This window comes from Streptomyces sp. A3M-1-3 (genome assembly GCF_024213665.1).
Lineage (GTDB): Bacteria > Actinomycetota > Actinomycetes > Streptomycetales > Streptomycetaceae > Streptomyces.
This window is the reverse complement of sequence record NZ_JANAVP010000006.1, coordinates 137549-158378: the sequence shown is the minus strand read 5'-3', so window position 1 is coordinate 158378 and position 20830 is coordinate 137549. Positions and strand designations below refer to the sequence as shown.

General features: G+C 70.8%; 18 protein-coding genes, 1 tRNA gene and 1 riboswitch. Of the genes, 7 read left to right on the top strand and 12 right to left on the bottom strand.

The window, feature by feature from the left end; genetic code table 11:
• Positions 1–63 precede the first annotated feature (63 nt).
• Positions 64–690 (top strand): helix-turn-helix domain-containing protein, encoded by a 627-nt coding sequence (locus tag NLX86_RS09195; RefSeq protein ID WP_254371103.1) that lies wholly within the window; start codon positions 64–66, stop codon positions 688–690.
• On the top strand, positions 687–848 hold the full coding sequence (locus NLX86_RS09190) for a DUF6126 family protein (RefSeq protein ID WP_254371102.1): 162 nt from the start codon (positions 687–689) through the stop codon (positions 846–848). Before NLX86_RS09195 ends, NLX86_RS09190 begins: the two co-directional genes overlap by 4 nt.
• 17 nt (positions 849–865) lie before the next feature.
• Here the strand turns inward: NLX86_RS09190 and NLX86_RS09185 are convergent, their stop codons facing one another.
• Complete coding sequence (locus tag NLX86_RS09185) at positions 866–1672, bottom strand: tyrosine-protein phosphatase (RefSeq protein WP_254371101.1); 807 nt, start codon at positions 1670–1672, stop codon at positions 866–868.
• A 481-nt stretch (positions 1673–2153) separates the two neighbouring features.
• Positions 2154–2312, top strand: a riboswitch (cyclic di-AMP (ydaO/yuaA leader).
• 4 nt (positions 2313–2316) lie between these two features.
• Between NLX86_RS09185 and NLX86_RS09180 the strand changes: the two genes are divergently transcribed.
• On the top strand, positions 2317–3276 hold the full coding sequence (locus tag NLX86_RS09180) for a M23 family metallopeptidase (RefSeq protein ID WP_254371100.1): 960 nt from the start codon (positions 2317–2319) through the stop codon (positions 3274–3276).
• A gap of 164 nt (positions 3277–3440) precedes the next feature.
• Positions 3441–4232: an SGNH/GDSL hydrolase family protein gene (locus NLX86_RS09175; protein ID WP_254371099.1), complete on the top strand. Its 792-nt coding sequence runs from the start codon at positions 3441–3443 to the stop codon at positions 4230–4232.
• A gap of 179 nt (positions 4233–4411) precedes the next feature.
• On the opposite strand, the gene NLX86_RS09170 is transcribed toward NLX86_RS09175, so the two are convergent.
• The 4 genes from NLX86_RS09170 to NLX86_RS09155 form a co-directional block, all read right to left on the bottom strand.
• A complete protein-coding gene (locus tag NLX86_RS09170; protein ID WP_302061155.1) occupies positions 4412–5284 on the bottom strand; it encodes a PfkB family carbohydrate kinase in 873 nt (290 codons plus the stop codon).
• A gap of 83 nt (positions 5285–5367) precedes the next feature.
• Positions 5368–5988, bottom strand: a complete 621-nt coding sequence (locus NLX86_RS09165; protein WP_254371097.1) for a TetR/AcrR family transcriptional regulator — start codon at positions 5986–5988, stop codon at positions 5368–5370.
• A gap of 69 nt (positions 5989–6057) precedes the next feature.
• Positions 6058–7245, bottom strand: coding sequence for a glutamate dehydrogenase (locus tag NLX86_RS09160; protein ID WP_254371231.1), 1188 nt, complete (start codon positions 7243–7245; stop codon positions 6058–6060).
• Between the two features lie 20 nt (positions 7246–7265).
• Positions 7266–8042: a thiamine pyrophosphate-binding protein gene (locus tag NLX86_RS09155; protein WP_254371096.1), complete on the bottom strand. Its 777-nt coding sequence runs from the start codon at positions 8040–8042 to the stop codon at positions 7266–7268.
• A 246-nt stretch (positions 8043–8288) separates the two neighbouring features.
• Between NLX86_RS09155 and NLX86_RS09150 the strand changes: the two genes are divergently transcribed.
• Positions 8289–9530, top strand: a complete 1242-nt coding sequence (locus NLX86_RS09150; RefSeq protein WP_254371095.1) for an MBL fold metallo-hydrolase — start codon at positions 8289–8291, stop codon at positions 9528–9530.
• Between the two features lie 356 nt (positions 9531–9886).
• Positions 9887–10249: an MmcQ/YjbR family DNA-binding protein gene (locus NLX86_RS09145; protein WP_254371094.1), complete on the top strand. Its 363-nt coding sequence runs from the start codon at positions 9887–9889 to the stop codon at positions 10247–10249.
• A gap of 9 nt (positions 10250–10258) precedes the next feature.
• On the opposite strand, the gene NLX86_RS09140 is transcribed toward NLX86_RS09145, so the two are convergent.
• Entirely contained in the window at positions 10259–11158 is a 900-nt protein-coding gene (locus tag NLX86_RS09140) for a transketolase family protein (RefSeq protein ID WP_254371093.1), read from the bottom strand.
• A 61-nt stretch (positions 11159–11219) separates the two neighbouring features.
• Complete coding sequence (locus tag NLX86_RS09135; protein ID WP_254371092.1) at positions 11220–11924, bottom strand: transketolase; 705 nt, start codon at positions 11922–11924, stop codon at positions 11220–11222.
• Positions 11925–12075: 151 nt separating this feature from the next.
• Between NLX86_RS09135 and NLX86_RS09130 the strand changes: the two genes are divergently transcribed.
• Positions 12076–12149: transfer RNA gene (locus tag NLX86_RS09130), tRNA-Pro, on the top strand.
• Between the two features lie 488 nt (positions 12150–12637).
• Here the strand turns inward: NLX86_RS09130 and NLX86_RS09125 are convergent.
• The 5 genes from NLX86_RS09125 to NLX86_RS09105 form a co-directional block, all read right to left on the bottom strand.
• On the bottom strand, positions 12638–13774 hold the full coding sequence (locus tag NLX86_RS09125; RefSeq protein ID WP_254371091.1) for a substrate-binding domain-containing protein: 1137 nt from the start codon (positions 13772–13774) through the stop codon (positions 12638–12640).
• Positions 13775–13818: 44 nt separating this feature from the next.
• A complete protein-coding gene (locus NLX86_RS09120; protein WP_374213852.1) occupies positions 13819–14880 on the bottom strand; it encodes an ABC transporter permease in 1062 nt (353 codons plus the stop codon).
• Entirely contained in the window at positions 14877–16445 is a 1569-nt protein-coding gene (locus NLX86_RS09115; RefSeq protein WP_254371230.1) for a sugar ABC transporter ATP-binding protein, read from the bottom strand. The genes NLX86_RS09120 and NLX86_RS09115 overlap by 4 nt, the downstream gene beginning before the upstream one ends.
• Before the next feature lie 138 nt (positions 16446–16583).
• The gene (locus tag NLX86_RS09110) at positions 16584–19406 is read right to left on the bottom strand and encodes a SpoIIE family protein phosphatase (protein WP_254371229.1); all 2823 of its coding nucleotides are present in this window, start codon (positions 19404–19406) and stop codon (positions 16584–16586) included.
• A gap of 208 nt (positions 19407–19614) precedes the next feature.
• A complete protein-coding gene (locus NLX86_RS09105; protein ID WP_254371089.1) occupies positions 19615–20583 on the bottom strand; it encodes a cyclase family protein in 969 nt (322 codons plus the stop codon).
• Positions 20584–20830: the final 247 nt, after the last annotated feature.

Here is a 20830-nt window from a genome sequence, read left to right as displayed (position 1 = left end):
CATGATTTGCCTCATAGGCAAGAAATTTGCCTATGAGGCATGGAGACTGGCTCAATCGGTGGCATGGACCCTGGCACCACCGGGGCGGCCCAGGAGCTGCCCGCCGTCGCGCCGCAGCTGCGAGAGCTGCGGCGCCGGGCCGCGCTCACCCTCGAAGCGGCCGCCGTGCGCGCCGGTCTGTCACCGGCGCATCTGTCCCGGCTCGAGACCGGACAGCGGCAACCGTCCCTGCCGATGCTGCTCGCGCTCGCCCGTACCTACGGTACGACGGTCTCGGAGCTGCTCGGCGAGACCCTGCCCGGCCGGGACCCGGTCGTCCGGGGCGCCAGTACCGAGCCGGTCGAGGCCGACGGCTGGACGTACTGGCAGGCAGGCACCCCCGGTCGCGGCATGCAGGCGCTGCGGCTGCGGGTCCCGTACGGCACGCAGGGCGACCTGGTCCGCGTACACCCCGGCGAGGAGTGGCTGTACGTACTCCATGGCCCCGTGCGGCTCGCGCTCGGGGAGCGCGAGCACACCCTCGCAGCGGGGGACAGCGCCCACTTCGACTCGCTGACCCCGCACCGGATCGCCGCCGCCGCCCGCGGCGGGGCCGAGCTGCTCTTCGTCCACACGCTGCTGCAGAGCGGCGCTGCCGAGCTGTGCCTCGGCAACGGCGCATCCCGACGAACGCCAGGAGACCCCTCATGAGCGACTCGGAAACCCACGAGAAGAAGTCGCCGACCCGCCGCTTCGTCGAGGACAAGATCCCCAGGGGCCTCGCGATCCGGCTCTTCGTCTATGTCGTCGCCGGGCACCTCTTCGCGGCGTTCGTCTACCTGCTCTTCACACTCGGCGCGCAGCGGTAGGTCCCCGCAGCGCGCCGTCAGTCCAGCAGGCGTGCGCGCAGCCGCTCGCGAACCTCGGGGGTGACCTTCAGGCCCTCCTCGAGGTATCGGTCGGTCGTGCCCCAGGTCTGGGTGATGGTGTCGAAGGCCGCCGCCAGATACTCGGCGCGGGCGTCGAACAGCGGGCCGAGCAGCTCCATGACCTCGGGGGACATCGCGGCGGGCGAGTTGTCGCTGCGGTGCACCTTGTAGCGGCGGTGGGCCGCGTTCGACTCCAGGTAGTCGGCCTCGATGGCGTCCCGCTCGACCCCGAGCGCGAGCAGCGTCACCGCGATCGACAGACCTGCCCGGTCCTTGCCCGCGGCGCAGTGCATCAGGGCGGGCACGCTGTCCTCGGCGAGCGCGTGCAGCACCCGGCTGTGCTCCGCGGTGCGGTGCTTGATGATCACACGGTACGAGGCGGACATCCGTCCGGCGGCCTTGCCGTCGGCGAGGATCGAGCGCAGCTGGTCGAGGTTGCCGTCGCGGACCATCTTCCAGAACTCGGCGCCGTCCGCCGGGTCGGTCAGCGGGATGTTCACGTTCCGCACGCCGGGCAGCTCGATGTCGGGGCCCTCGAGGGCCTTGTCCGCGTCATTGCGGAAGTCGAAGATCGTGTGCAGCCCGAGCGAGCTCAGGAAGGCGGCGTCGGTGTCGCTCGCATGGGCCAGATGACCGCTGCGGAAGAGCCGCCCCTGCCGTACCCGCCGGCTGTCCGCGGTCGGCAGCCCGCCCACGTCACGGAAGTTCCGCACTCCGGTCAGCTCGGGCTCGGTCGACGGGACCTGGGGAAGCTGCTGCGTCACGGGGTCTCCTCCGTGTCTGCCGTCGGCGCGGCTCGCCGGCGAGGGTCGGTCATCGCTTCGACGATACGACATGGGTTCCTGGGGCAATCATCTCGGGAGGTCCGGCAGAGCCCACCTAAATGGTGCGCTGCGCCGCATCGCATAAGGATCGCGCCGATAAAGCCAATAGCGGCCGAATGTCCGGTCTGACCGAATTAATTGGCTTGGCGTCAACTTGCCATGCTTACGCGTGAGATAGTCCTGAGCTCAGTGAGCAGGATCATATCGGTGACGGTGCGTGGTGGGGCGCCGGAGCTCAATTCCGTTGTGCAGGCGGCCGTTAAGATCCGCAATCCACGGAGCGTGACCGGAAATTCCCGGCATAATCCCGGCATATTCACCACCTGGAATGGATTGCGGAAATCGAAGCTTGTTCCGCCCGCCGGGCTCGCCTACGGTCACCGTCAATCCGGGTGGACCGCCGAATCCTGCCACCGCCCGGAAACCGCACCCACCACTCACGCACGGCAGGAGCGGGGGACCCAGGTAAGCCGCCGATCCGGAATTCCGGAACGGCTCGGGGTTAAGTCGCAGTCACACTGCGGCCGGGCATCTCCAGTCCGAACCCGACAGCTCACCTCGCAGGCGACGGAGAGGAATTCGTCATGCCCGCAAAGGGTAAGCACCGTCGGCCCAAGGCCAATCCGATCACTCGCGGCTTCGTGGCCGCCGGCACGGGCGGCGCCGCGCTCGCACTGCCGCTCATGGGCGCCACCGGGGCCAACGCGGTGGAGAAGGCCGCGCCGGCCGTCGCCGCCGAGAAGGCCGTCGCTCCTGTCGTAGCCCCCGCCGCTCCGGCCGTCGCGACGAAGGCCGCCACCAAGACGTACTCCGTGGTCGCGGGCGACTACCTGTCCAAGATCGCTGACGAGCAGAACGTCAACGGCGGCTGGAAGAAGCTCTACCAGGACAACCGCGAGGTCGTCGGTGACGACCCGTCACTGATCCACCCGGGCCTCAAGCTCACCATCGGCGCCAAGGCGAAGGCGGCGGCGAAGTCCGACTCGTCGTCCGAGCGGGCCGACCGGTCCGAGCGGTCCGACCGGGACGAGCGCAAGGCCGCCCCGGCCAAGAAGAGCACCCCGGCGAAGAAGAGCACTCCGGCCAAGAAGTCCGCCCCCGCCGCCCCCGCGGCCTCGGACAGCGGCACGGCGAACGCCTCCGGCTTCACCGCCCCGGTCGACGCTCCCGTCACCACCTCGTACCGCATGTCCGGATCCATGTGGTCCAGCGGCTACCACACCGGTGTCGACTTCGCCGCGTCCTCCGGCACCAGCCTCAAGGCCATCGGTGCGGGCACGGTCGTCTCCGCCGGCTGGAGCGGCGCGTACGGCAACGAGGTCGTCATCCAGCACAACGACGGCCGCTACTCGCAGTACGCCCACCTCTCCTCGCTCTCCGTCTCGGCGGGCCAGAGCGTCACCGGTGGCCAGCAGATCGGCCTGTCCGGCTCCACCGGCAACTCGACCGGTCCGCACCTGCACTTCGAGATCCGGACCTCCCCGAGCTACGGCTCCGACATCGACCCGCTGGCCTACCTGCGCCAGCACGGCGTCAGCATCTGAGACGCGCGCCCCTGACGAGGCGTCAACCGGAGGCCGGATCCAGCGGATCCGGCCTCCGTGCGTATTCCCGGAAGCCGCAGGACCGGCCGGTGGTCTGTGTCACGCCGCGTCACCCCCTCCTTACGGTCCCGTAAGTCACATCCGCCGGTGAAGGATGTGCTCCCGTGGCAGACGATTCGAGATCAATCAACAGCGGTGCATTCGGGTCGTACGCAGCGATCGGTGACAGCTTCACCGAGGGCGTGGGCGATCCAGGACCTGACGGTTCGTTCGTCGGATGGGCCGACCGGCTGGCCGTGCTCCTCGCCGACCAGCGCCCGGAGCACACGTTCCGGTACGCGAACCTGGCCGTGCGCGGACGGCTCCTCGACCAGATCGTGGAGGAGCAGGTGCCCCGGGCGAAGGCGCTCGCGCCGGACCTGGTGAGCTTCTGTGCCGGCGGCAACGACATCATCCGGCCGGGCAGTGACCCGGACGCGGTCGCCGAGCGCTTCGAGGCGGCCGTCGCGGATCTGACCTCGGAGGTCGGGACGGTGATGATCACCACCGGCTTCGACACGCGCGGGGTGCCGGTGCTGCGCCATCTGCGGGGCAAGATCGCCACGTACACGGCGCATGTGCGGTCGATCTCCGACCGCTACGACTGCCCGGTGCTCGACCTGTGGTCGCTCAAGTCGGTGCAGGACAGGCGGGCCTGGGACGGCGACCGGCTGCATCTCTCGCCGGAGGGTCACACGCGGGTGGCGCTCCGGGCGGCCCAGGTGCTGGGCCTCGAGGTACCGGCGGACCCGGACCAGGTATGGCCACCGGAGGCACGGCGGGGCTCGGCGGAGGTGCGCCGGGACAACATCCAGTGGGCACGGGAGCATCTGGTGCCGTGGATCGGACGGCGCCTGCGCGGCGAGTCGTCGGGCGACCACGTCGAACCGAAGCGACCGGACTTGCTGCCGCTGTAGGGGGTGGCAGGGGCGGGGGTGCGTGGTTCGGCGTAACCCGGGGCGGGGGGTGACGGTCGCGCGGGGCGCGGGGGCCGGGGGTGACGGTCGCCAGGGGCGCGGGGCGGACGGGAGACCCGGGGCGCCGCGCCTCCGAGCCGCCCCGGCCTGCGGCCGGGGGGCGGAGCGCCCCCGCCCCCTCAGTCCCCCAGCAGCTCGGCGCGGCCGATCAGGGCCGTGCTGCCCTCCGCCGTGCAGGCGTACGCGCCCGCCACCGCGCCCAGCCTCGCGCACTCCTCCAGGTCCCGGCCCGCCAGGCGTCCGTACAGGAAGCCGGAGACGTACGCGTCGCCCGCGCCGTTGGAGTCCACCACCCGCGCCGGCGGCACCGTCGCCCGGACCGGGCGTGGTGTGCTGCCGCCGTCCCGGGCCAGCAGGTACGAGCCGCCCGCCCCCGCCGTGGCGATCACCGCTTGTGCCCGCCCCTCCCGCAGAATCTCCCGCATCACCGAGGCGATGCGCTCGCCCGCCCCCGCCGCGCTCAGGAAGACGAGGTCGGACCGGAGTGCGAACTCGCGGTGGTGGTCCGCCAGTCCGTCCCAGTCGTGCAGATCCGTGGAGACCGGGACCCCCAGAGCCTCGATGTCGTCGTACAGAAAGCGCGCGAAGTGCATGATCGAGAGATGGGCGTGGCGGGCCCGGCGCAGGTGCGGAAGGTAGAACTCCCGCGGCATCCGCAGATCGAGAGGGTCACGCCCGTCGTAGAACGACATCCGTCGCCCGGTGGTCTCCACCAGGTTCACCGCGCGCCGCGTCCCCGCCGGCGAGATCAGCGGCTCGAAGTCCACCCCGCCCTCGGCGAGACGCTCACGGACCAGCGCGCCGGTCCAGTCGTCGCCGATGAAGTCGAGGAGCTTGACGTTCAGTCCGAGCGCCCGGCAGCCCAGCGCGACGTTGCCGCCCGTGTGCCCCGGCCACTCCCGGATCGGGGACACCCCGACCGAGTCCGCGAGCGGCACGGGCAGGGAGTCGACGCGGACCACCGTGTCCACCCCGCTGCCGCCGATCGCCAGGACGTCGTACGTCGTGTCCGTCGTCGTGCCCGCATGTTTCGGTGACACCGCAATCCCTTCCGGCCCTTCGGACACGTCCGTCCTCAGCGCGCGGTCGCCGTGAGTACCGCTCTGTCTATGCCCAGCTCGCGCGCGAGCGCGTCATCCACCCACTCCTGCATGGCGGTACGGGAGAGCGCCCCCTCGTACGACGTCATCTGCACGGCCAGCCCGTCCAGCAGCGCGGTCAGCCGCCAGGCGGCCGCCGCCGGGTCGGGGCACGGGAACTCGCCCGCCGCCGTGCCCTCCGCGATCACCTTGGTCAGCGCGGCCTTCCACTGCAGGTCGAGATCGCGGGTCACGTCACGCAGGGCCGGCTCGCGCAGCGCCGCGGCCCATCCCTCGATCCACAGCTTCCAGCCCTTGGCCGAGCCGGTCGGCGCATACCAGCGCACCGCGGCCCGCAGCCTGCGCACCGCCGTGGTGCGGCGGTTCAGCAGTCTGTGGAGATGGGCCAGGTCGCCGTGGGCCGCGTAGTGAAAGGCGGCGGCGACGAGTTTCTCCTTCGTCGCGAAGTGGTACAGCACCAGCGCATTACTGACACCCAGGGCCGAGGCGACATCGGAAATCCGGACCGCGTCGACCCCGCGTACCTCGATCTGTTCAACGGCGGCACGCAACAACTCCTCGCGCCGTTCCTCTACGCTCAACCTGACCCTGGCCACGTCGTCACCCTACACACGGGTAACTCGCCCATCGGGGGACACCCGTGACCGCTCGCCGCCGCCGTCGGGTCACCGGTACCAGCCGAAGCGCTCCGCCATCACCGGCAGCCGGTCCGCGACGATCGCGTGCGCGGCGGCGCGCGGCGACGTGTCGTCCGCCTCCGCGCGGGCCAGCATCTGGCCGATCAGGGCACGCATCGAGGCGCGGACGTACGCGAGCGCCTCTTCCGCGTCCGCGCCGATGTCGCCGAAGAGGGTCCACCACCACCAGGCGTTCGTACCGGAGTTGACGACGACATCCGGCAGCACGGTGATCCCGCGCCGGGCGAGCAGCTCCCCGGCCTCCGGCAGCACCGGCATATTGGCAGCCTCGACAATCCAACGCGCCCTGATCTCATGCTGGTTCGCGGTGTCCACGGCATACGAGACGGCGGCCGGCACCAGCACCTCCGCGTCCGCCGACAGCCAGGCGTCGCCCGGCAGTTCGGCGTCGCCGGGCCGCAGCGCCGTACGGTCGACCGTGCCGTACGCGTCGCGGGCGGCGAGCAGCGCCTCCACGTCCAGACCATCGGGGTTGGCGACCGTGCCCTTGACGTCGGCCACCGCGACGATCTTCAGCCCGGCCCGGGCGAGGAAGCGCGCGGTCGCCCCGCCCATCGTGCCGAGTCCCTGTACGGAGACCCGCGTCCCGGCGTACGGCAGGCCCGCCCGGTCCAGCACGGCCAGCACCGATTCGGCGACCCCGCAGCCTCCCACCAGTTCGTCGAGCCCGATGCCGTCCACCTCGACGGCGAACGCGTCGGCGAGCCGGCGGCGCGCGGCGCGCTCGTCGTCGAGCAGTGGGTAGACGGCCTGGATGGAGGAGACGAGACCGGCCTCAGTGGCGGCCTTGTCGACCATGTCCTGAGTGAGGCCGAGGTCCTCGCCCGTGGTCCAGAAGTTCTCGATGTACGGGCGCATGGCGCGCAGGTAGCGGACCAGGACGCCGTACGCCGCGGGGTCCTGGGGATCGCAGTCGATACCGCCCTTGGCGCCGCCGAGCGGGATGTACCGGGCCGTCCGGTCGTCCGCGTTGTAGTGCAGCGCCTCTTTCATCGTCATCCCGCGGGCCAGCCCCGCCACCTCGTCGAGGGTGCAGCCGGCGCGCATGCGCAGTCCGCCGCTGGAGACGCCGCGCACCAGCCGGTCGACGACCAAGTGCCCCTGGCGGCCGGTGACATGGTCCGTCCAGGTGAGTGATATCAGGGGGCCGGTCATCGGGACGGTCGTCGGGCTGGTCATCGTGCGGACTCCTCTGGAACGGTGATCACGGTGGGGCCGGGCATGGCCAGGGCCCGGGTGAGAACCTCGGCGAGCCGTTCGGGGGGTGCGTGCGTACGTGCCGTGGCCCCCGTACGCACGGGCCGGAGCGGGCAGATCGACGGGCGACAGGTCGACCGGAGACAGGCCGACGGCGGTGGCGGGTTCGCCGCGCGCGGCCATCTCGTCGCGTACGAAAGCCGATGCGTCTCGGCGACGATGCCCTCGCCGTTGGCCGTCGTCACGACCGTGGCGCCCGTCTCCTCGGCCGGCTCGCGGCATTCCGCGGCCGCAGCCCGCGCGCCGCAGCCCGCGCGCCGCAGCCCGCGCGCCGCAGCCGAGCACCAGGGCCGGACGCCGGGCCGCCAGGCAGGTCCGCGGTCGCGCTCCGGAGTCTCCAGCAGGTCGAGCGGTACCTCGATATGTACGGGCCGCGGCCGCTGGGTGCGGAAGAGAGTGAAGGCGCGGGCGACCGCTGAGCCGGTGGTGGTGATCGCGAAGCCGGGCACGCCGGGCGCACCGGCGACCCGGGCGAAGGCGTCGGCGGCGTACCCGGCGCCCTGCTCGTGGCGCGTGGTGACGTGCGCGATTCCGTACCGCTGCAGGTGGCGGTAGATCTCCAGGTTGTGCGTGCCGGGGATGCCGAAGGCGGTACGTGTGCCGTGTACGGCCAGGGCCCGGACCACGGCTTCGCCGCCGGTCATGGCGGCCTCGGCACCGTACCCGCCCGTCGCGGCCGGGTTCGATGCGATCACAGTGCCTCCAGGCAGGACGGGCGCGGTCGGGCGGAAACTCTCGAATTCTAACTGAATCGCCGTTCAGTATCAGAAGATCGGTACGCCGCTGTCAACGCGGCAGCAGGAATCCTGGACGCGGTACAGACGTTGTCACGGTCATGACGGAACGGCGCTGTCACTGCCGCCGCTCATAATGCTGTGACACGGACATCATTCGAACCGACGAACCGAACCGTCCCCGACCGAACCGTCCCAGGAGGCCCCGTGACCGGCTCCAGATCCCTGCGTTCCGGGCTCCGTGCCCTGCGGCCCGCTGCCTTCGGCGCGGATCCGGCCGGAGTACGGATGGAGCGGATCCGCCGCTCGCCGAACTTCGCGGACGGAGTCTTCCAGAACCCGGTCGGCGCCCGGACGCGGCCGACCGGTTCGATGACGGAGTTCGCGAAGATCTACTTCCGTAAGGAGGAGCGGGTCCGACGTGCCCCGGCGGGCGCCATTCCGGTCCACCCGACCACCCTCGCCGACCTCGCCAAACCGCCTGTCTCGGGCTTGCGGCTGACCTGGATGGGGCATTCGAGCGTGCTCGCCGAGATCGACGGCCGCCGGGTGCTGTTCGACCCGGTGTGGGGCGACCGCTGCTCCCCCTTCGCCTTCGCCGGACCGAAGCGCCTGCACCCCGTTCCCGTGCCGCTCGCCGCCCTCGGCCCGGTCGACGTCGTCGTCATCTCGCATGATCACTACGACCATCTCGACCTGCCCACGATCCGCGGCCTGGCCGGCACCGGCACGGTCTTCGCCGTACCGCTCGGCGTCGGCGCCCATCTCGAGTGCTGGGGCGTGCCGGCCGACCGTATCCACGAGCTCGACTGGAACGACACCGTCAAGGTCGCCGGGCTGAGCCTGACCGCGACCCCCGCCCGGCACTTCTGCGGACGCGGCCTGCGCAACCAGCAGCACACCCTCTGGGCCTCGTGGGTCGTCGCCGGACCCGAGCACCGGATCTACCACAGCGGCGACACCGGATACTTCTCCGGTTTCAAGGACATCGGTGCCGAGTACGGTCCGTTCGACGCCACGATGATCCAGATCGGCGCGTACAGCGAGTTCTGGCCGGACATTCACATGACTCCGGCGGAAGGCATGCGGGCGCATCTGGACCTCCAGGGCGGCCGGCCGTCGGGCACGATGCTGCCCATCCACTGGGGCACCTTCATTCTCGCGCCGCACCCGTGGGCCGAACCCGGCGAGGGGACGGTCGAGGCGGCCGCGCAGGCCGGTGCCGCGATCGCGCTGCCGCGCCCCGGCGAGCCGTTCGAGCCGAACACCGCCCGTGTCCCGGCCGCGCCCTGGTGGCGCGCCGTCGCGCGGGTGCCGGCCGGCGGATGGCCCGCGACCGCCGCGGAGCCGGCCGCGGAGTCCGCCCAGGAGTCGGCCGACGAGCCCGCCGCCGAGTCCGGTGGTTCGCCGGCCGGTACCGGCGAACCCGAAGCCGTCACGTCCGCGTAGCCACTGGCATATTCGGGCTGTCGTACGAGGAGTCGTACCAGAGCGGGAAGTGCGGCGCGGAAGTCTGTCAACTGCCCATCGGCGGGCGGTCTTTGCCGACTACTGTGTGTGTCCGGTGATCAACGCTGGGCACCCCACTTCCCAGGACGCCGATGTCTCAACTCCGCGCACCCGCAGCGCGCGCCGCCCGCCGGGAAGGCGGACGGCACGGTCGGACACCCGCTTCGCGCCGATGACGCCGTAGACCCCCATACGCCCACCAGGCCGGGAGGCAGGCAGGACCGGGCGAGTGTCAGTGGGGCGGGCTACGGTCGTTTCCGGACCGTAGTTCCCGCCCGCCGGAACGGAGACGTTGGATGGCCACCGCTGACGATGTACGTACGATCGCGCTCTCGCTTCCCGACACGTCGGAGAAGCTCTCCTGGGGCATGCCCACCTTCCGCGTCGCGAGCAAGATCTTCGCCGCCCTCGCCGACGACGACGCGTCGATGGGCTTCAAGTGCCCCAAGGAGGACCGGGCCGAGCTGATCGGCGCCGAGCCGGAGAAGTTCTTCGTACGCGAGGGGCACGACGACAACTACGCCTGGCTGCGGGTGCGGCTGGCGGCCCTGGAGGACGAGGGCGAGCTCCGGGCCGTCCTCGTCGACGCCTGGTTGCAGGTCGCCCCGCGCAGACTGGCCGACGCGCACCCGGAGTTGGGCAGATCGGCGGCGAGCTGAGCGGATCCGTCACCGGGCCAGGAAGCCCGTGATCCGCTCGCGCAGCGTGGCGGGGTCCAGCCCGTGGGCCGCGAGGTGCTCGGGCAGCTGACCGTAACGGCGCAGCTCCTGCCGCTGCACGCCGAGCCCCAGCACCCGGTGCGGAGTGTCGATGAGCGCGTCGCCCGCGGCCGCGGCCGACGTGCCCGCCAGATACGGCTCGACGATCACGACGTCCGCGCGGCCCCGGCCGGCCGCCGCCCGCAGCGCGTCACCGTCGAAGGGCCGCACGGTCGTCGCGTACAGCACGGTCACGTCCAGCCCCTCGACCGCCGCGAGGACGTGGTCGAGCATCGGCCCCACCGCGACGACCACACCGCCGCGCCCCTCGCGCACGGTCAGCAACCCGGTCCCGTCGACCGGCCTCGGTGTCGCGTTGGACTGCATCGACAGCCGGACGTACACCTTGTCGTCCCCGGCGGCCGCCGCGTGCCGCAGCAGCGTCTCGGCCTCGTCGGGATGGCCGGGCACATGGACGGTCCAGCCGTCCAGGGTGTCGAGCAGCGCCACATCGCCCGGTGCCATGTGCGTGAACCCGCCGGCCGGCCAGTCGTACGAACCGCCCGCGCTGACCAGGATCCCACCCACGCCCTGGTGGCCGAAGTCCAGCTTGACCTGCTCGAACGGCCGCTCGACAAGGAAGCTTGCGAAGGTGTGCATGACCGGGCGCATTCCGGTGAGGGCGAGCCCGCCGCCCGTACCGATCAGCAGCTGCTCGCGGATCCCGACGTTGATCACCCGGTCCGGGTGCTGCTGCCGTGCCTGCTGGAAGCCGTCGGCGCCAATGTCGGCGAGGACCACCGCGAGCCGCGGGTCCTCGTCGAGGAGCCGGGAGAGGGTGGAGGTGAAACGCTCACGCATGGTGTCCATGGCGGGGAGAACCTTTCGGAGTGGTCTTTCGGGGGACGACTCAGGCGGTCGGGGGGACGAGTCAGGCGGTCTTGGGCTCGACGCGGGCGACCACAGCCCGCGGCCGGCCCGGATGCGGTGCGGTGAATGCGGCGTACAGCGCCGCGTGGTCGCGGCCGTCGACGGTCTCGGCCGACCAGCCGGCCGCCTCGAAGCGGGCGGCGATACCGCCGGGCCAGCCATGGGTGGCCGAGGCGTTGTCGATGGCCAGGGTGTGCAACCGCTCCAGACCGGCCGGGCCGGCGTACGCGAGCGCCTCGTGGTTGCTGCCCTCGTCCAGCTCGGCGTCACCGACCAGGACCCACACGCCGGGGTCGGTCAGCCCCTGCGCGCGCAGCCCGAGCGCGGTGCCCACGGCGAGCGGCAGCCCGTGGCCCAGCGAGCCGCTGCCGATCTCGGCCCCGGGAACGAGGACACGGTCCGGGTGGTGGCCGAGTGGTGAGTCGTACGAACCGAAGCCCGGCAGCCACTCCACCGGGAAGAACCCCTTGGCGGCGAGCACCGCGTAGTACGCCATCGGGCCGTGCCCCTTGGACAGCAGGAACCGGTCGCGCTGGGCGGACTGCGCAGTCGCCGGCGTCACCCCCAGCACCCGGTCGTACAGCACCCAGAGGGCGTCGAGGGTGGAGGTGGCGGCCGGTCCGTGCTTCTCGTCGCCGGTCATGAGCCCCATCAGCGCGGGCAGATCTTCGTAACGGTAGGTGCGTGGGAACGTCGTCTGCGTCATGCCGGACAGCGTGCAACCTCAAGTTTGCTTGAGGTCAAGCGCCAGTCGTACGGCGATCAGCGAGACGAAAAAGCGGTGCGCGACCACTCGTGGAAGTGCGGTATTGTTTCCGTGCGTGTTCGGCCGGGGGAAACCCCAGGTCAGCGGGCATCGGGACGTGGCGCAGCTTGGTAGCGCACTTGACTGGGGGTCAAGGGGTCGCAGGTTCAAATCCTGTCGTCCCGACTTTTCGAAGTCGACGGTCAGGGGCCGTTTCAGAGTGATCTGAAACGGCCCCTTGATCATTCTTGGGGACCGGTTGGGGACCACGTCCGGGGGCTTCTTGAACCGGGTCAGCGGGATCTGGCGCCACCGCGGTAACAGCAGCGTGCGTGGGGCGCGGACCACGTGGAGTGTGCCAACGTAACCGTGCCGACGGCCAGGGCGGATCGGGTGCAGGGTGCAGCTGGTGCTGGGTGGTGACTCGGCCCCGAGCGCGAGCACAACACAAGCGCCTGTCCCATCGGACACGGCCTCGGTAGGGGGTCGCTCCATCGGGTCGGTATTCAACGTCGGTGGAGAGCAGGACGCCGATGGGTACGGGTTTCCATGTGCGCCATCAAGCCGCCAGGCGGGGCTCGACGCGGCGCCTGTGCAGCCATTCCTCGACATCGAGCGAGCGGTATATGACGATGCGTTCGGAGACGGATACGAACGGCGGGCCAAACGATCAGTTACTTGCGCCAGATGCCCTTGTACGCCTCGCGGTACCCCGGCGGGTCCCAGGAAGTGGCCCCGCTGCTGTTGTCGGCCGTGGCGATGTGGACGGGGGCTACGTAGCCGCTGGCGGGTCGGCCGGCGAAGGCGCGGTTGAACTCGTCGATGGTTTGCCATCCCTGCTGCGAGAGCGGCTCGGGGACGGTGGCGGCCTGGAACTGCCCGCTGTTGATGCGCTGGAAGGCGGAGGGATCGCCGTCGCCCGCGCCGATGCTGAAGGGAGGCCCGGCGCCCGGCTTTCCGGCGGCGCGGAGGGCCGGGGCGGCGTCGGCGAAGTAGAGGTCGTTGATGGCGACGGAGTAGGTCCACTTGTTCCGGAAGCGGGACAGGAGGGAGGAGACCTCCTGGGGGGTGCGGTGGCTCGCGTCCGGAATCGGGATGTTCTCGTACGCCAGGAGCTTCACGCCGGAGCAGGTGGCGAGCTCCTGCCTGATCAGTTCGGACTTGTTTCTGGCGAACGGGATCGAGTCATCGGTGAAGACGACGACTCCGGCGCCGCCGCCCGACCGAGCGATGACCCAGTCCGCACTGATCTTCGCCACGTCCTCCACCTTCGTGGTGATGTTGGTGAAGAGCCTGGGGCTCTTGCTTGGGCCGGCGGAACGGACCGCGTGCCAGCCGATGAGCGGGATGTGCGCCGCCTGGGCCCGCGCCACCTGTTGCGAGGTCAGTTGGGGGTCGAAGCCGCCGATGACGATGCCCGAGGGCTTGAGGGTGATGGCCTGGCTGAGTGCTGCCTGGATGCCGGCCGGGGTGCCCTCCCCATCGATCACCCGGACCTTCCAGCCGATGACCTTCGCGGCATCCCTGACGCCCTTCGCGACGCCTGCGACGCCAGGGTTGGTCATGGTCTGCGCGACGTAGACGATGGTCCTGTCGGGAACCGCCGCGGGGCCGCTCGTGGGGCCGTTCCAGGAGGTGTTGGTGTTCTCGGCCCGCTGAACGGCCGCCTTCGCCTTCTCAAGGGCGGCCGGGCAACCGGCAGCCGATGGCCCGGTGCCGTTCGACGGGCCGCGCTCGCAACCGGCGACGACGGTGGCGGCTGCTGCCAGCAGGGTTGCGGCTGTGAGGGCGGTCTTGCGGTTCGGGTACACGGTGCTCCTGACGCAGGTGCGCGCTAGAGGTGGGCTGACATGTGCTACGGGGGGCCGTCTTTCGTCGGTGCGGCCGACTGCTTCGCGAGCGACTGGCGGGTCGCGGTGGCGCCGGTGCGCAGCCGCCGGCGGCCCGAGTAGCCGGCCAGGCCGACCGCGATGAGCAAAGTGCCGCCGTTGAACAGCGGGGTGGCCCAGAACTGGGCGCCGAGCTGGCCGATGCCGGCGAGGCCGACGGCGAGTACGGCGACGGCCACGACGGTGCCCAGGGCGTTGGGGCGGCCCGGCCTGATCGCGGTGGAGCCAAGCAGGGCGCCGACGAAGGCGGGCAGCAGATAGTCCAGGCCGACAGTCGGGTTGCCGGTCTGCTGCTGCGCTGCGAGGAGGACACCGGCGAAGCCGACGACTAGGCCCGATCCGGCGAAGGCGTAGACCGAGTACGTGCGGGTGGGGATGCCGATGATGCCGGCGGCGCGGGGGTTGGAGCCGATGACATACAGGTAGCGGCCGAGTGGCAACCGCTCCAGCACCAGCCAGAGGGCGATGACGACGGCGAGGACGTAGTAGGCGGGTACCGGCAGGCCGAGGAACCTGGAGTCGTAGATGCCGGTGAAGGCGGCCGGAAGGCCGTCCGGGCCGGGGACGATCCGGCTTCCTTCGGTGATCCAGCCGGTGACGGCGTACATCATGCTGCCGGTGCCGAGGGTGGCGATGAAGGAGTCGATCTGGGCGAACTCGACGATGACACCGTTCAGAGCGCCGGCCACCGCCCCTCCGAGGACGACCACGAGGCATGCGAGCGGCCAGGGCCAGCCCTCGTTGACGATGAGCTGCATCACCATGACGTGGGCCAGGCCGAGACCGTAGCCGATGGACAGGTCGAACTTGCCGGTCACGATGGGGATCGTCGCGCCGAGCGCGAGGATGGCGGGGATCGACTGGTTGGAGAGGATCGAGGAGACGTTGTCCAGTGTGGGAAAGGTGTCCGGCAGGGTGACGGAGAAGATCAGGAAGAGCAGGGCGGTGAGGGTCAGAAGGCCGTAGGTGCCGATGAACTGCCCGTGCAGGTACCCCAGCAGGGATCGAGGCGAGGACGAGGGGTTCACCGGCTCGCCGCGGTTCCGGTGATCGCGGGCATGGCCGAGGCAGTGCGGGTGAGTTCGGTGACGCTCAGGGCTTCACCCGTCAGCTCGGCTGCTACGGTCCCGCGGACGAACACCAGCGCGCGGTGGCACACCTGGGCGACCTCCTCGAAATCGGTGGAGATGAGCAGTACCGCCAGGCCGTCGGCCAGCGCGTCGTCGAGGAGACGGTGGATCGCGGCCTTGGCGCCGACGTCCACACTGGCGGTCGGCTCTTCGAGGATCAGCAGGCGCAGGCTCACCCGGAGCCACCGGCCGACCATGACCTTCTGCTGATTGCCGCCGGACAGGGTGGCGATCGGAACCTCGCTGTTGCGGGGGTGCACCGAGAACCGCTCGATCAGGGCGGTGGCCTCGGCACGTTCGCGCCGGGGACTGATCCAGTGCCACGTCGGCACGCCGGCTGCCCGGGGGTTGGCCAGGAAGTTCTCCCGTACGGTCAGTTCGGCGGCGCAGCCCTCCTCCTGACGGTTGCCGGCCACGAAACCGACGCCGGAGTCGAGAGCGGCGGCGACCGTGCGCGGGTGGTACGGACGGCCGTCGAGCAGCGCCCGCCCGCCGAGCATCGGCTGCGCGCCGGCGAGGGCGCGGCCCAGGTGCCGGTGGCCGGCGCCGGTCAGGCCCACCATGCCGAGGATCTCGCCGCCATGCAGGTCCAGGCTGACCGGCCCGGTGCAGTCGGTCGTCACGCCGTCGAGGCTCAGGACGGGCGGGCTGTCGGCGGGCACGGAGGGGGATGCGGAGGCGGTGGCGGGCCGGTGGCCGGCCAGTTCGCGGCCCACGATGTCACGCACCAGACGAGCGGTGCTGTAAGGGGCGAGCGGACCTTGGCTGACGAGGTGGCCGTCGCGCAGGACGGCGAAGGTGTCGGCGACCTTGTACACCTCGTCGAGCCGGTGGCTGACGTAGAGGATGCCGTGCCCTCGGTCGCGCAGGGCGTGCAGTACGTCGAAGAGCCGGGCGCAGTCCGCGGCGGGGAGGGTGGCGGTCGGCTCGTCGAGGATGAAGAGCTCCGCCCGTTTCGCCAGGGCGCGGGCGATGGCGACCAGTGAGCGCTCGGCGGGGGCGAGGTCGGCCGGCCGGGCGTCGGCGTCCAGGTGTCCGGCGACGATCCGCAGTGCCTCGGCACAGCGCTCTCGGGTCTGCCGCCAGGAGACCAGTCCGCAGCGGCGCGGGTAGCCGGTGCCCAGGGCGATGTTCTCGGCGACCGTCATCCACTCGACGAGACCGAGATCCTGGTGGATGAAGGACATGTTCCGGGAGGCGGCGTCGGAGCCGAGCGGGTGCCCGGCCACCGTCACCTCGCCCTCGTCGGCGTGGTGGACCCCGGCGAGTACCTTGATGAGGGTGGATTTCCCCGCACCGTTGGGACCGAGAAGGGCGAGGACGCTGCCGCTGTGGATGTCGAGGTCGACCGCGTCCAGCGCGACGGTGCCGCCGAACCGCTTGCCGAGACCGCGTATGCGGACGAGGGGTTCTCCGCCGAAGCGCGAGGGCGGGCTCGTCGAGGTGTCGGGAGTGTCATGCACGGACTTCTCCGGGGGCCGGCCTGAGGAGTTCTTCCTGACTGCATGGGGGATGCTGGGGATGCTACTCGGAGCTGCCGCCGCATGTCCGACATGTCGCTATCCGCAGTGGCTCCAATGGGTGAGTACGTCGGGTGGAGGTCACGGCGCATCCAGGGCGCACTCGGCCCAGATGACCTTGCCGTGGGTGGTGTAGCGGGCGCCCCAGGCCTGGGCGAGCTGTGCGACGAGGAACAGGCCGCGTCCGCCCTCGTCCGTGGTGGCCGCCCGCCGCAGGTGCGGGGCGGTGCTGCTGCCGTCGGAGACCTCGCAGATCAGGGTACGGTCGTGGATCAGGCGTACCTGGATGGGCTCGGTACCGTAGCGGACCGCGTTGGTGACCAGCTCGCTGAGCAGCAGTTCCGCGGCGAACGCGAACTCGTCCAGCCCCCAGTGGGCCAGCTGGCGGGTGGCGGCGGCGCGGATGTCGGAGACGAGGGCCGGGTCGGCGGGCAGGTCCCAGGTGGCGATCCGGTCGGAGGGCAGGGCGTGGGTGCGGGCGACGAGCAGTGCGATGTCGTCACCGGGGTGGTCGGGTGCCACGGCGTCGATGACCGCTTCGCAGGTGTCCTCGGGCGTTCGGTCCGGGTGGGCCAGCACGCGGCGCAGCTGGTCGAGGGCGACGTCGATGTCGCGATGGCGGTCTTCGATGAGTCCGTCGGTGTAGAGGACCAGCTGGCTGCCTTCGGGTAGGTGGATCTCGGCCGTTTCGAAGGGCAGACCGCCCAGGCCGAGAGGGGGTCCGGCGGGCAGGTCGGGGAACGTCACGGTGCTGTCGGGGTGGACCAGTGCGGGCGGGGGGTGGCCGGCGCGGGCCATGGTGCACTGTTGCGAGGTGGGGTCATAGATGGCGTACAGGCAGGTGGCGCCGACGATGCCGGTGCTGCCGACGGCGGCGTTCTCGCCGCCCTCCTCCCGGTCCAGGCGCACCAGGAGATTGTCCAGGTGGGTGAGAAGCTCGTCGGGGGCGAGTTCCAGTTCGGCGAAGTTGCGTGCGGCGATGCGCAGTCGGCCCATGGTGGCGGCGGCGTGCAGGCCATGGCCGACGACATCTCCCACGAGGAGGGCGACGCGGGTTCCGGAGAGGGGGATGACGTCGAACCAGTCGCCGCCCACTCCGGATTCGGCGGGCAGGTAGCGGTGGGCGACCTCGACGGCGTCCTGCTCGGGAAGGCCGCGCGGGAGCAGGCTGCGCTGCAGTGCCAGGGCCAGGGTGTGTTCGCGGGTGTAGCGGCGGGCGTTGTCGATGCAGAGGGCGGCGCGGGCAGCGAGTTCCTGGGCCAGCGAGCGGTCGTCGTCCCCGAAGGGGGCGGGATCCTCCGAGCGGTAGAAGCTGGCGATGCCCAGAAGGACGCCGCGGGCGAACAGGGGGACGGAGACGAGGGAGTGCACGTTGTGGGCGAGGATCCGCTGGGCGTGCTCGGGATTCTGGGCGATCCAGCCGGCGGCAGACCTCAGGTCGGGTTCCAGTACTGCCCGCCCGCTGGCCAGGCACCGCATATGGGGAGTGGTGGGGCGAAGGTCCACCCGCCGGCCGACCGGGTAGAAGGGGCAGTCCTCGCGGATACCGTGGACCACCGTGCGGTGCAGGTCGGTCCTGGGATCGGCGGACTCCTCGCCGCGCAGTACGGCCTCGGGCACGTCGATGGTGACATAGTCGGCCAGGCGCGGGACCGCCATCTCGGCGAGTTCCCAGGCGGTGCGGCTCACGTCCAGGGTGGTGCCTATGCGGGTGCTGGCCTCGGCCAGCAGCTCCAGGCGGCGTCGTGCCGCGACGGCGTACTTCCCTACTTCCGGCTCTCCCACCAGCACCAGGCCTCTGACCATGCCGTTGGCGGATTCGTCGGTGCCAGGTGCGCGGGGTGCGTCAGGTGGGCGGACCATGGTGGAGGCCGGCCCGGGTGCGGCGCCGGGGAGGTGCCCGGGCGGCGGGACGACGGAGGTGGTGGCACGCTGCGCGAGTGGGCCGAGCGGCCGGCCGGCGCGCGTCGTGACGCCGAGGTGGTGCTGCGGCGAGTCGCTGGGGAGCACGGCCTCGACGACAACGCCCTCCACCCCGGAGTGGCTCGTGACCGGACGGCTCAGGAGGGTGACCACCCGGCCGTGGGACAGGAACACCTCGACGGCAGCCCGCTGGGTCGAGCAGATCAGTTCGGTGGCCTTCTCCTTGAGGATCGTCTGATCGCGCTGGTCCAACCCGCTGTCGGCCAGTTCGTCCATTCCGATCAGCTGCCCGTCACCGGCGGCCTCGCCGGTCCGGGCGCGTCGTCCGGCATCGAGATACGTCCGCAGCAACCCGCGCTCTCGCGCCGAACTCTGCTCCATCAGCCGCCGCTCGATGGTTTCGGCCGCCTGGCAAATCAGGACGTCCAGCGACGGGTCTGCATAGCTGCGCGGATACCCGAAGCACAGGACGCCCTCGATACACCCGCTGAGCTGGTCGCGGATGGGGGTCGCCGAGCAGGCATTCGACTGGGAGCGTTCGGCGAAGTGCTCGGCACCGTAGACCTGGATGAGCCGCCTTTCGGCGAGTGCGAGACCGATACCGTTGGTCCCCGCGAACCGCTCGGCGAATACGAAGCCCGGGACGGTCTGGATGGCGGGGAGGCTGCGGGCCAAAGCGGGTTCCCCGAAACGGCGCTGAAGCACCGTTCCGGTCCCGTCGGCAAGAGAGACGTTCATCTGGCTGCCCGCGAACCTGGACTCCAGCTGGTCGAGCACAGGTCCGGCCGCACGGACGAGCCGGCTGTCCGGATCGAAGTCCTCCCGGTAGGGAAGCTCGGTCTGGTCCGGTGAGAGTCCCAGCAACCGGCTGCGCTGCCACGAGTTCAAGATCGGACTTCGTACGCTGCCCTCGACCGACTCGCCCAGCAGGAATCGCTCACGGGAGCGTGCGTGGCCGACCTGGTCTCCCGTGACCCCCATCTGCATCACTTCCCCTTACTGGGATCTCTGCCGTACGGGACGTTCGCGATCACCCCTGGCATTTTGAGTATATGCCTCCTCATTTGTCCAAATCTGACCGTGTTGACCCGTGCGCGATGCAGCGGCGGAGCGGAGTCGTGGCTGGTCACCGGGTGCGCAGGCGGCCGGAAGCCCCCGCTCGCGTCCACGATGGCCGGCGGGCCGGTCGTCACAGGACCGCGACCGGATTGACCGGCGAGCCTGTCCCGCCGGGCACGGCCAGCGGCGTCACGACGAGCATGAACTCGTAACGCTCCGCCTCGGCGCAAGCGGCGGAGAGTGCCTCAAGATCGAGGTTGTCCAGCAGCGGGACCCCCATCGCGGTGATGGCGAGGGCGTGGATTGGGGAGTGCAGGCCCTCGACCGGCGAGGGCCGTACGTCGCTGTCCCCGTCGCCACCGAGCAGGGCGATGGCACGCTCGGCCAGCAGCGGCACGGCGTCCACGTGGAAGCCCGCGCTCGCCGCGTCAGCGTTCCAGGGGCCGAGTTCGCGGCGGCGGCGGAAGCGGCCGGAGCGCAGCAACACCGCACTGCCGTCGTCGATCGTCACATCGAGTGCCCTCTCCGTGGCGATGATGTCCTGCGCATGCACCGCCTGCCCAGGCTCCAGCCAGTTGGTCCCGAGGACGGCGGGCAGGTCGAGGAGTACGCCCTTGGTGACGAGGGGGCCGAGTGCCTCCACCGCGCCGAAGCGCGCACCCCCGGCATCGACGACCTCCCGTGCCGTGCGGCCCTCGTAAAGTTGCCCTCGGTAGGCGATGTGTGACAGTGCGTCGAGATGGCTCACGGCCTTGCCGTGGTAGTCGATGGCGATGAAGTCCTTGTGGGTGGCGGGTTCCGGGGCCTCCACGTCGCCGAGGTCGGACATGTAGTGCAATGCGGGCTTGCCGTTGTCCGGTCCGGCCCGGGTGTTCCAGGGCAGGCCCAGGGGCACCACCGTCCCGGACCGGATCAGGGTGGCCGCCCGCCGCACATGGCCCGATGTGACCCGATTCCAGGCGCCGCGATCGGCCGGGGTCCAGCGGCCCCACGTGCGGACCGCGTCAAAGAGCGAGTCGAATTCCTGACGGGAGACTGAGGGGCCATTGCCGGGAGCGGCCGGCAGGGGAATCGGGCCATCGGCGGGGCTGCTGCTCATCTGTACTCAACACTCCAAGGCTCGCAGGGGTTGTCGTCCCGGGCCGACACGGCCCGGGAGCGGGCGCCCCCGACGCCCTCATGGAAGCGATGCCCGTCGGCTCCCGGCTCTACGCGCGAGATGCGAAGACGCCCAGCAGCACGCAGACGGGGCTCGACGACCGCTTCGGGCAAAGGCCCGAGGCCAAGAGTCATGAGTGGCAGTAACGAGCTTCAAGGAGGCAGGCTGTATTCATGTGGTCGCTCTT

Coding starts and splice junctions, on each gene's coding strand:
- NLX86_RS09195 (WP_254371103.1), top strand. CDS start 64: ATGGACCCTGGCACCACCGGGGCGGCCCAGGAGCTGCCCGCCGTCGCG.
- NLX86_RS09190 (WP_254371102.1), top strand. CDS start 687: ATGAGCGACTCGGAAACCCACGAGAAGAAGTCGCCGACCCGCCGCTTC.
- NLX86_RS09180 (WP_254371100.1), top strand. CDS start 2,317: ATGCCCGCAAAGGGTAAGCACCGTCGGCCCAAGGCCAATCCGATCACT.
- NLX86_RS09160 (WP_254371231.1), bottom strand. CDS start 7,245: ATGACCGGCCCCCTGATATCACTCACCTGGACGGACCATGTCACCGGC.
- NLX86_RS09145 (WP_254371094.1), top strand. CDS start 9,887: ATGGCCACCGCTGACGATGTACGTACGATCGCGCTCTCGCTTCCCGAC.
- NLX86_RS09140 (WP_254371093.1), bottom strand. CDS start 11,158: ATGGACACCATGCGTGAGCGTTTCACCTCCACCCTCTCCCGGCTCCTC.
- NLX86_RS09135 (WP_254371092.1), bottom strand. CDS start 11,924: ATGACGCAGACGACGTTCCCACGCACCTACCGTTACGAAGATCTGCCC.
- NLX86_RS09110 (WP_254371229.1), bottom strand. CDS start 19,406: ATGGGGGTCACGGGAGACCAGGTCGGCCACGCACGCTCCCGTGAGCGA.
- NLX86_RS09105 (WP_254371089.1), bottom strand. CDS start 20,583: ATGAGCAGCAGCCCCGCCGATGGCCCGATTCCCCTGCCGGCCGCTCCC.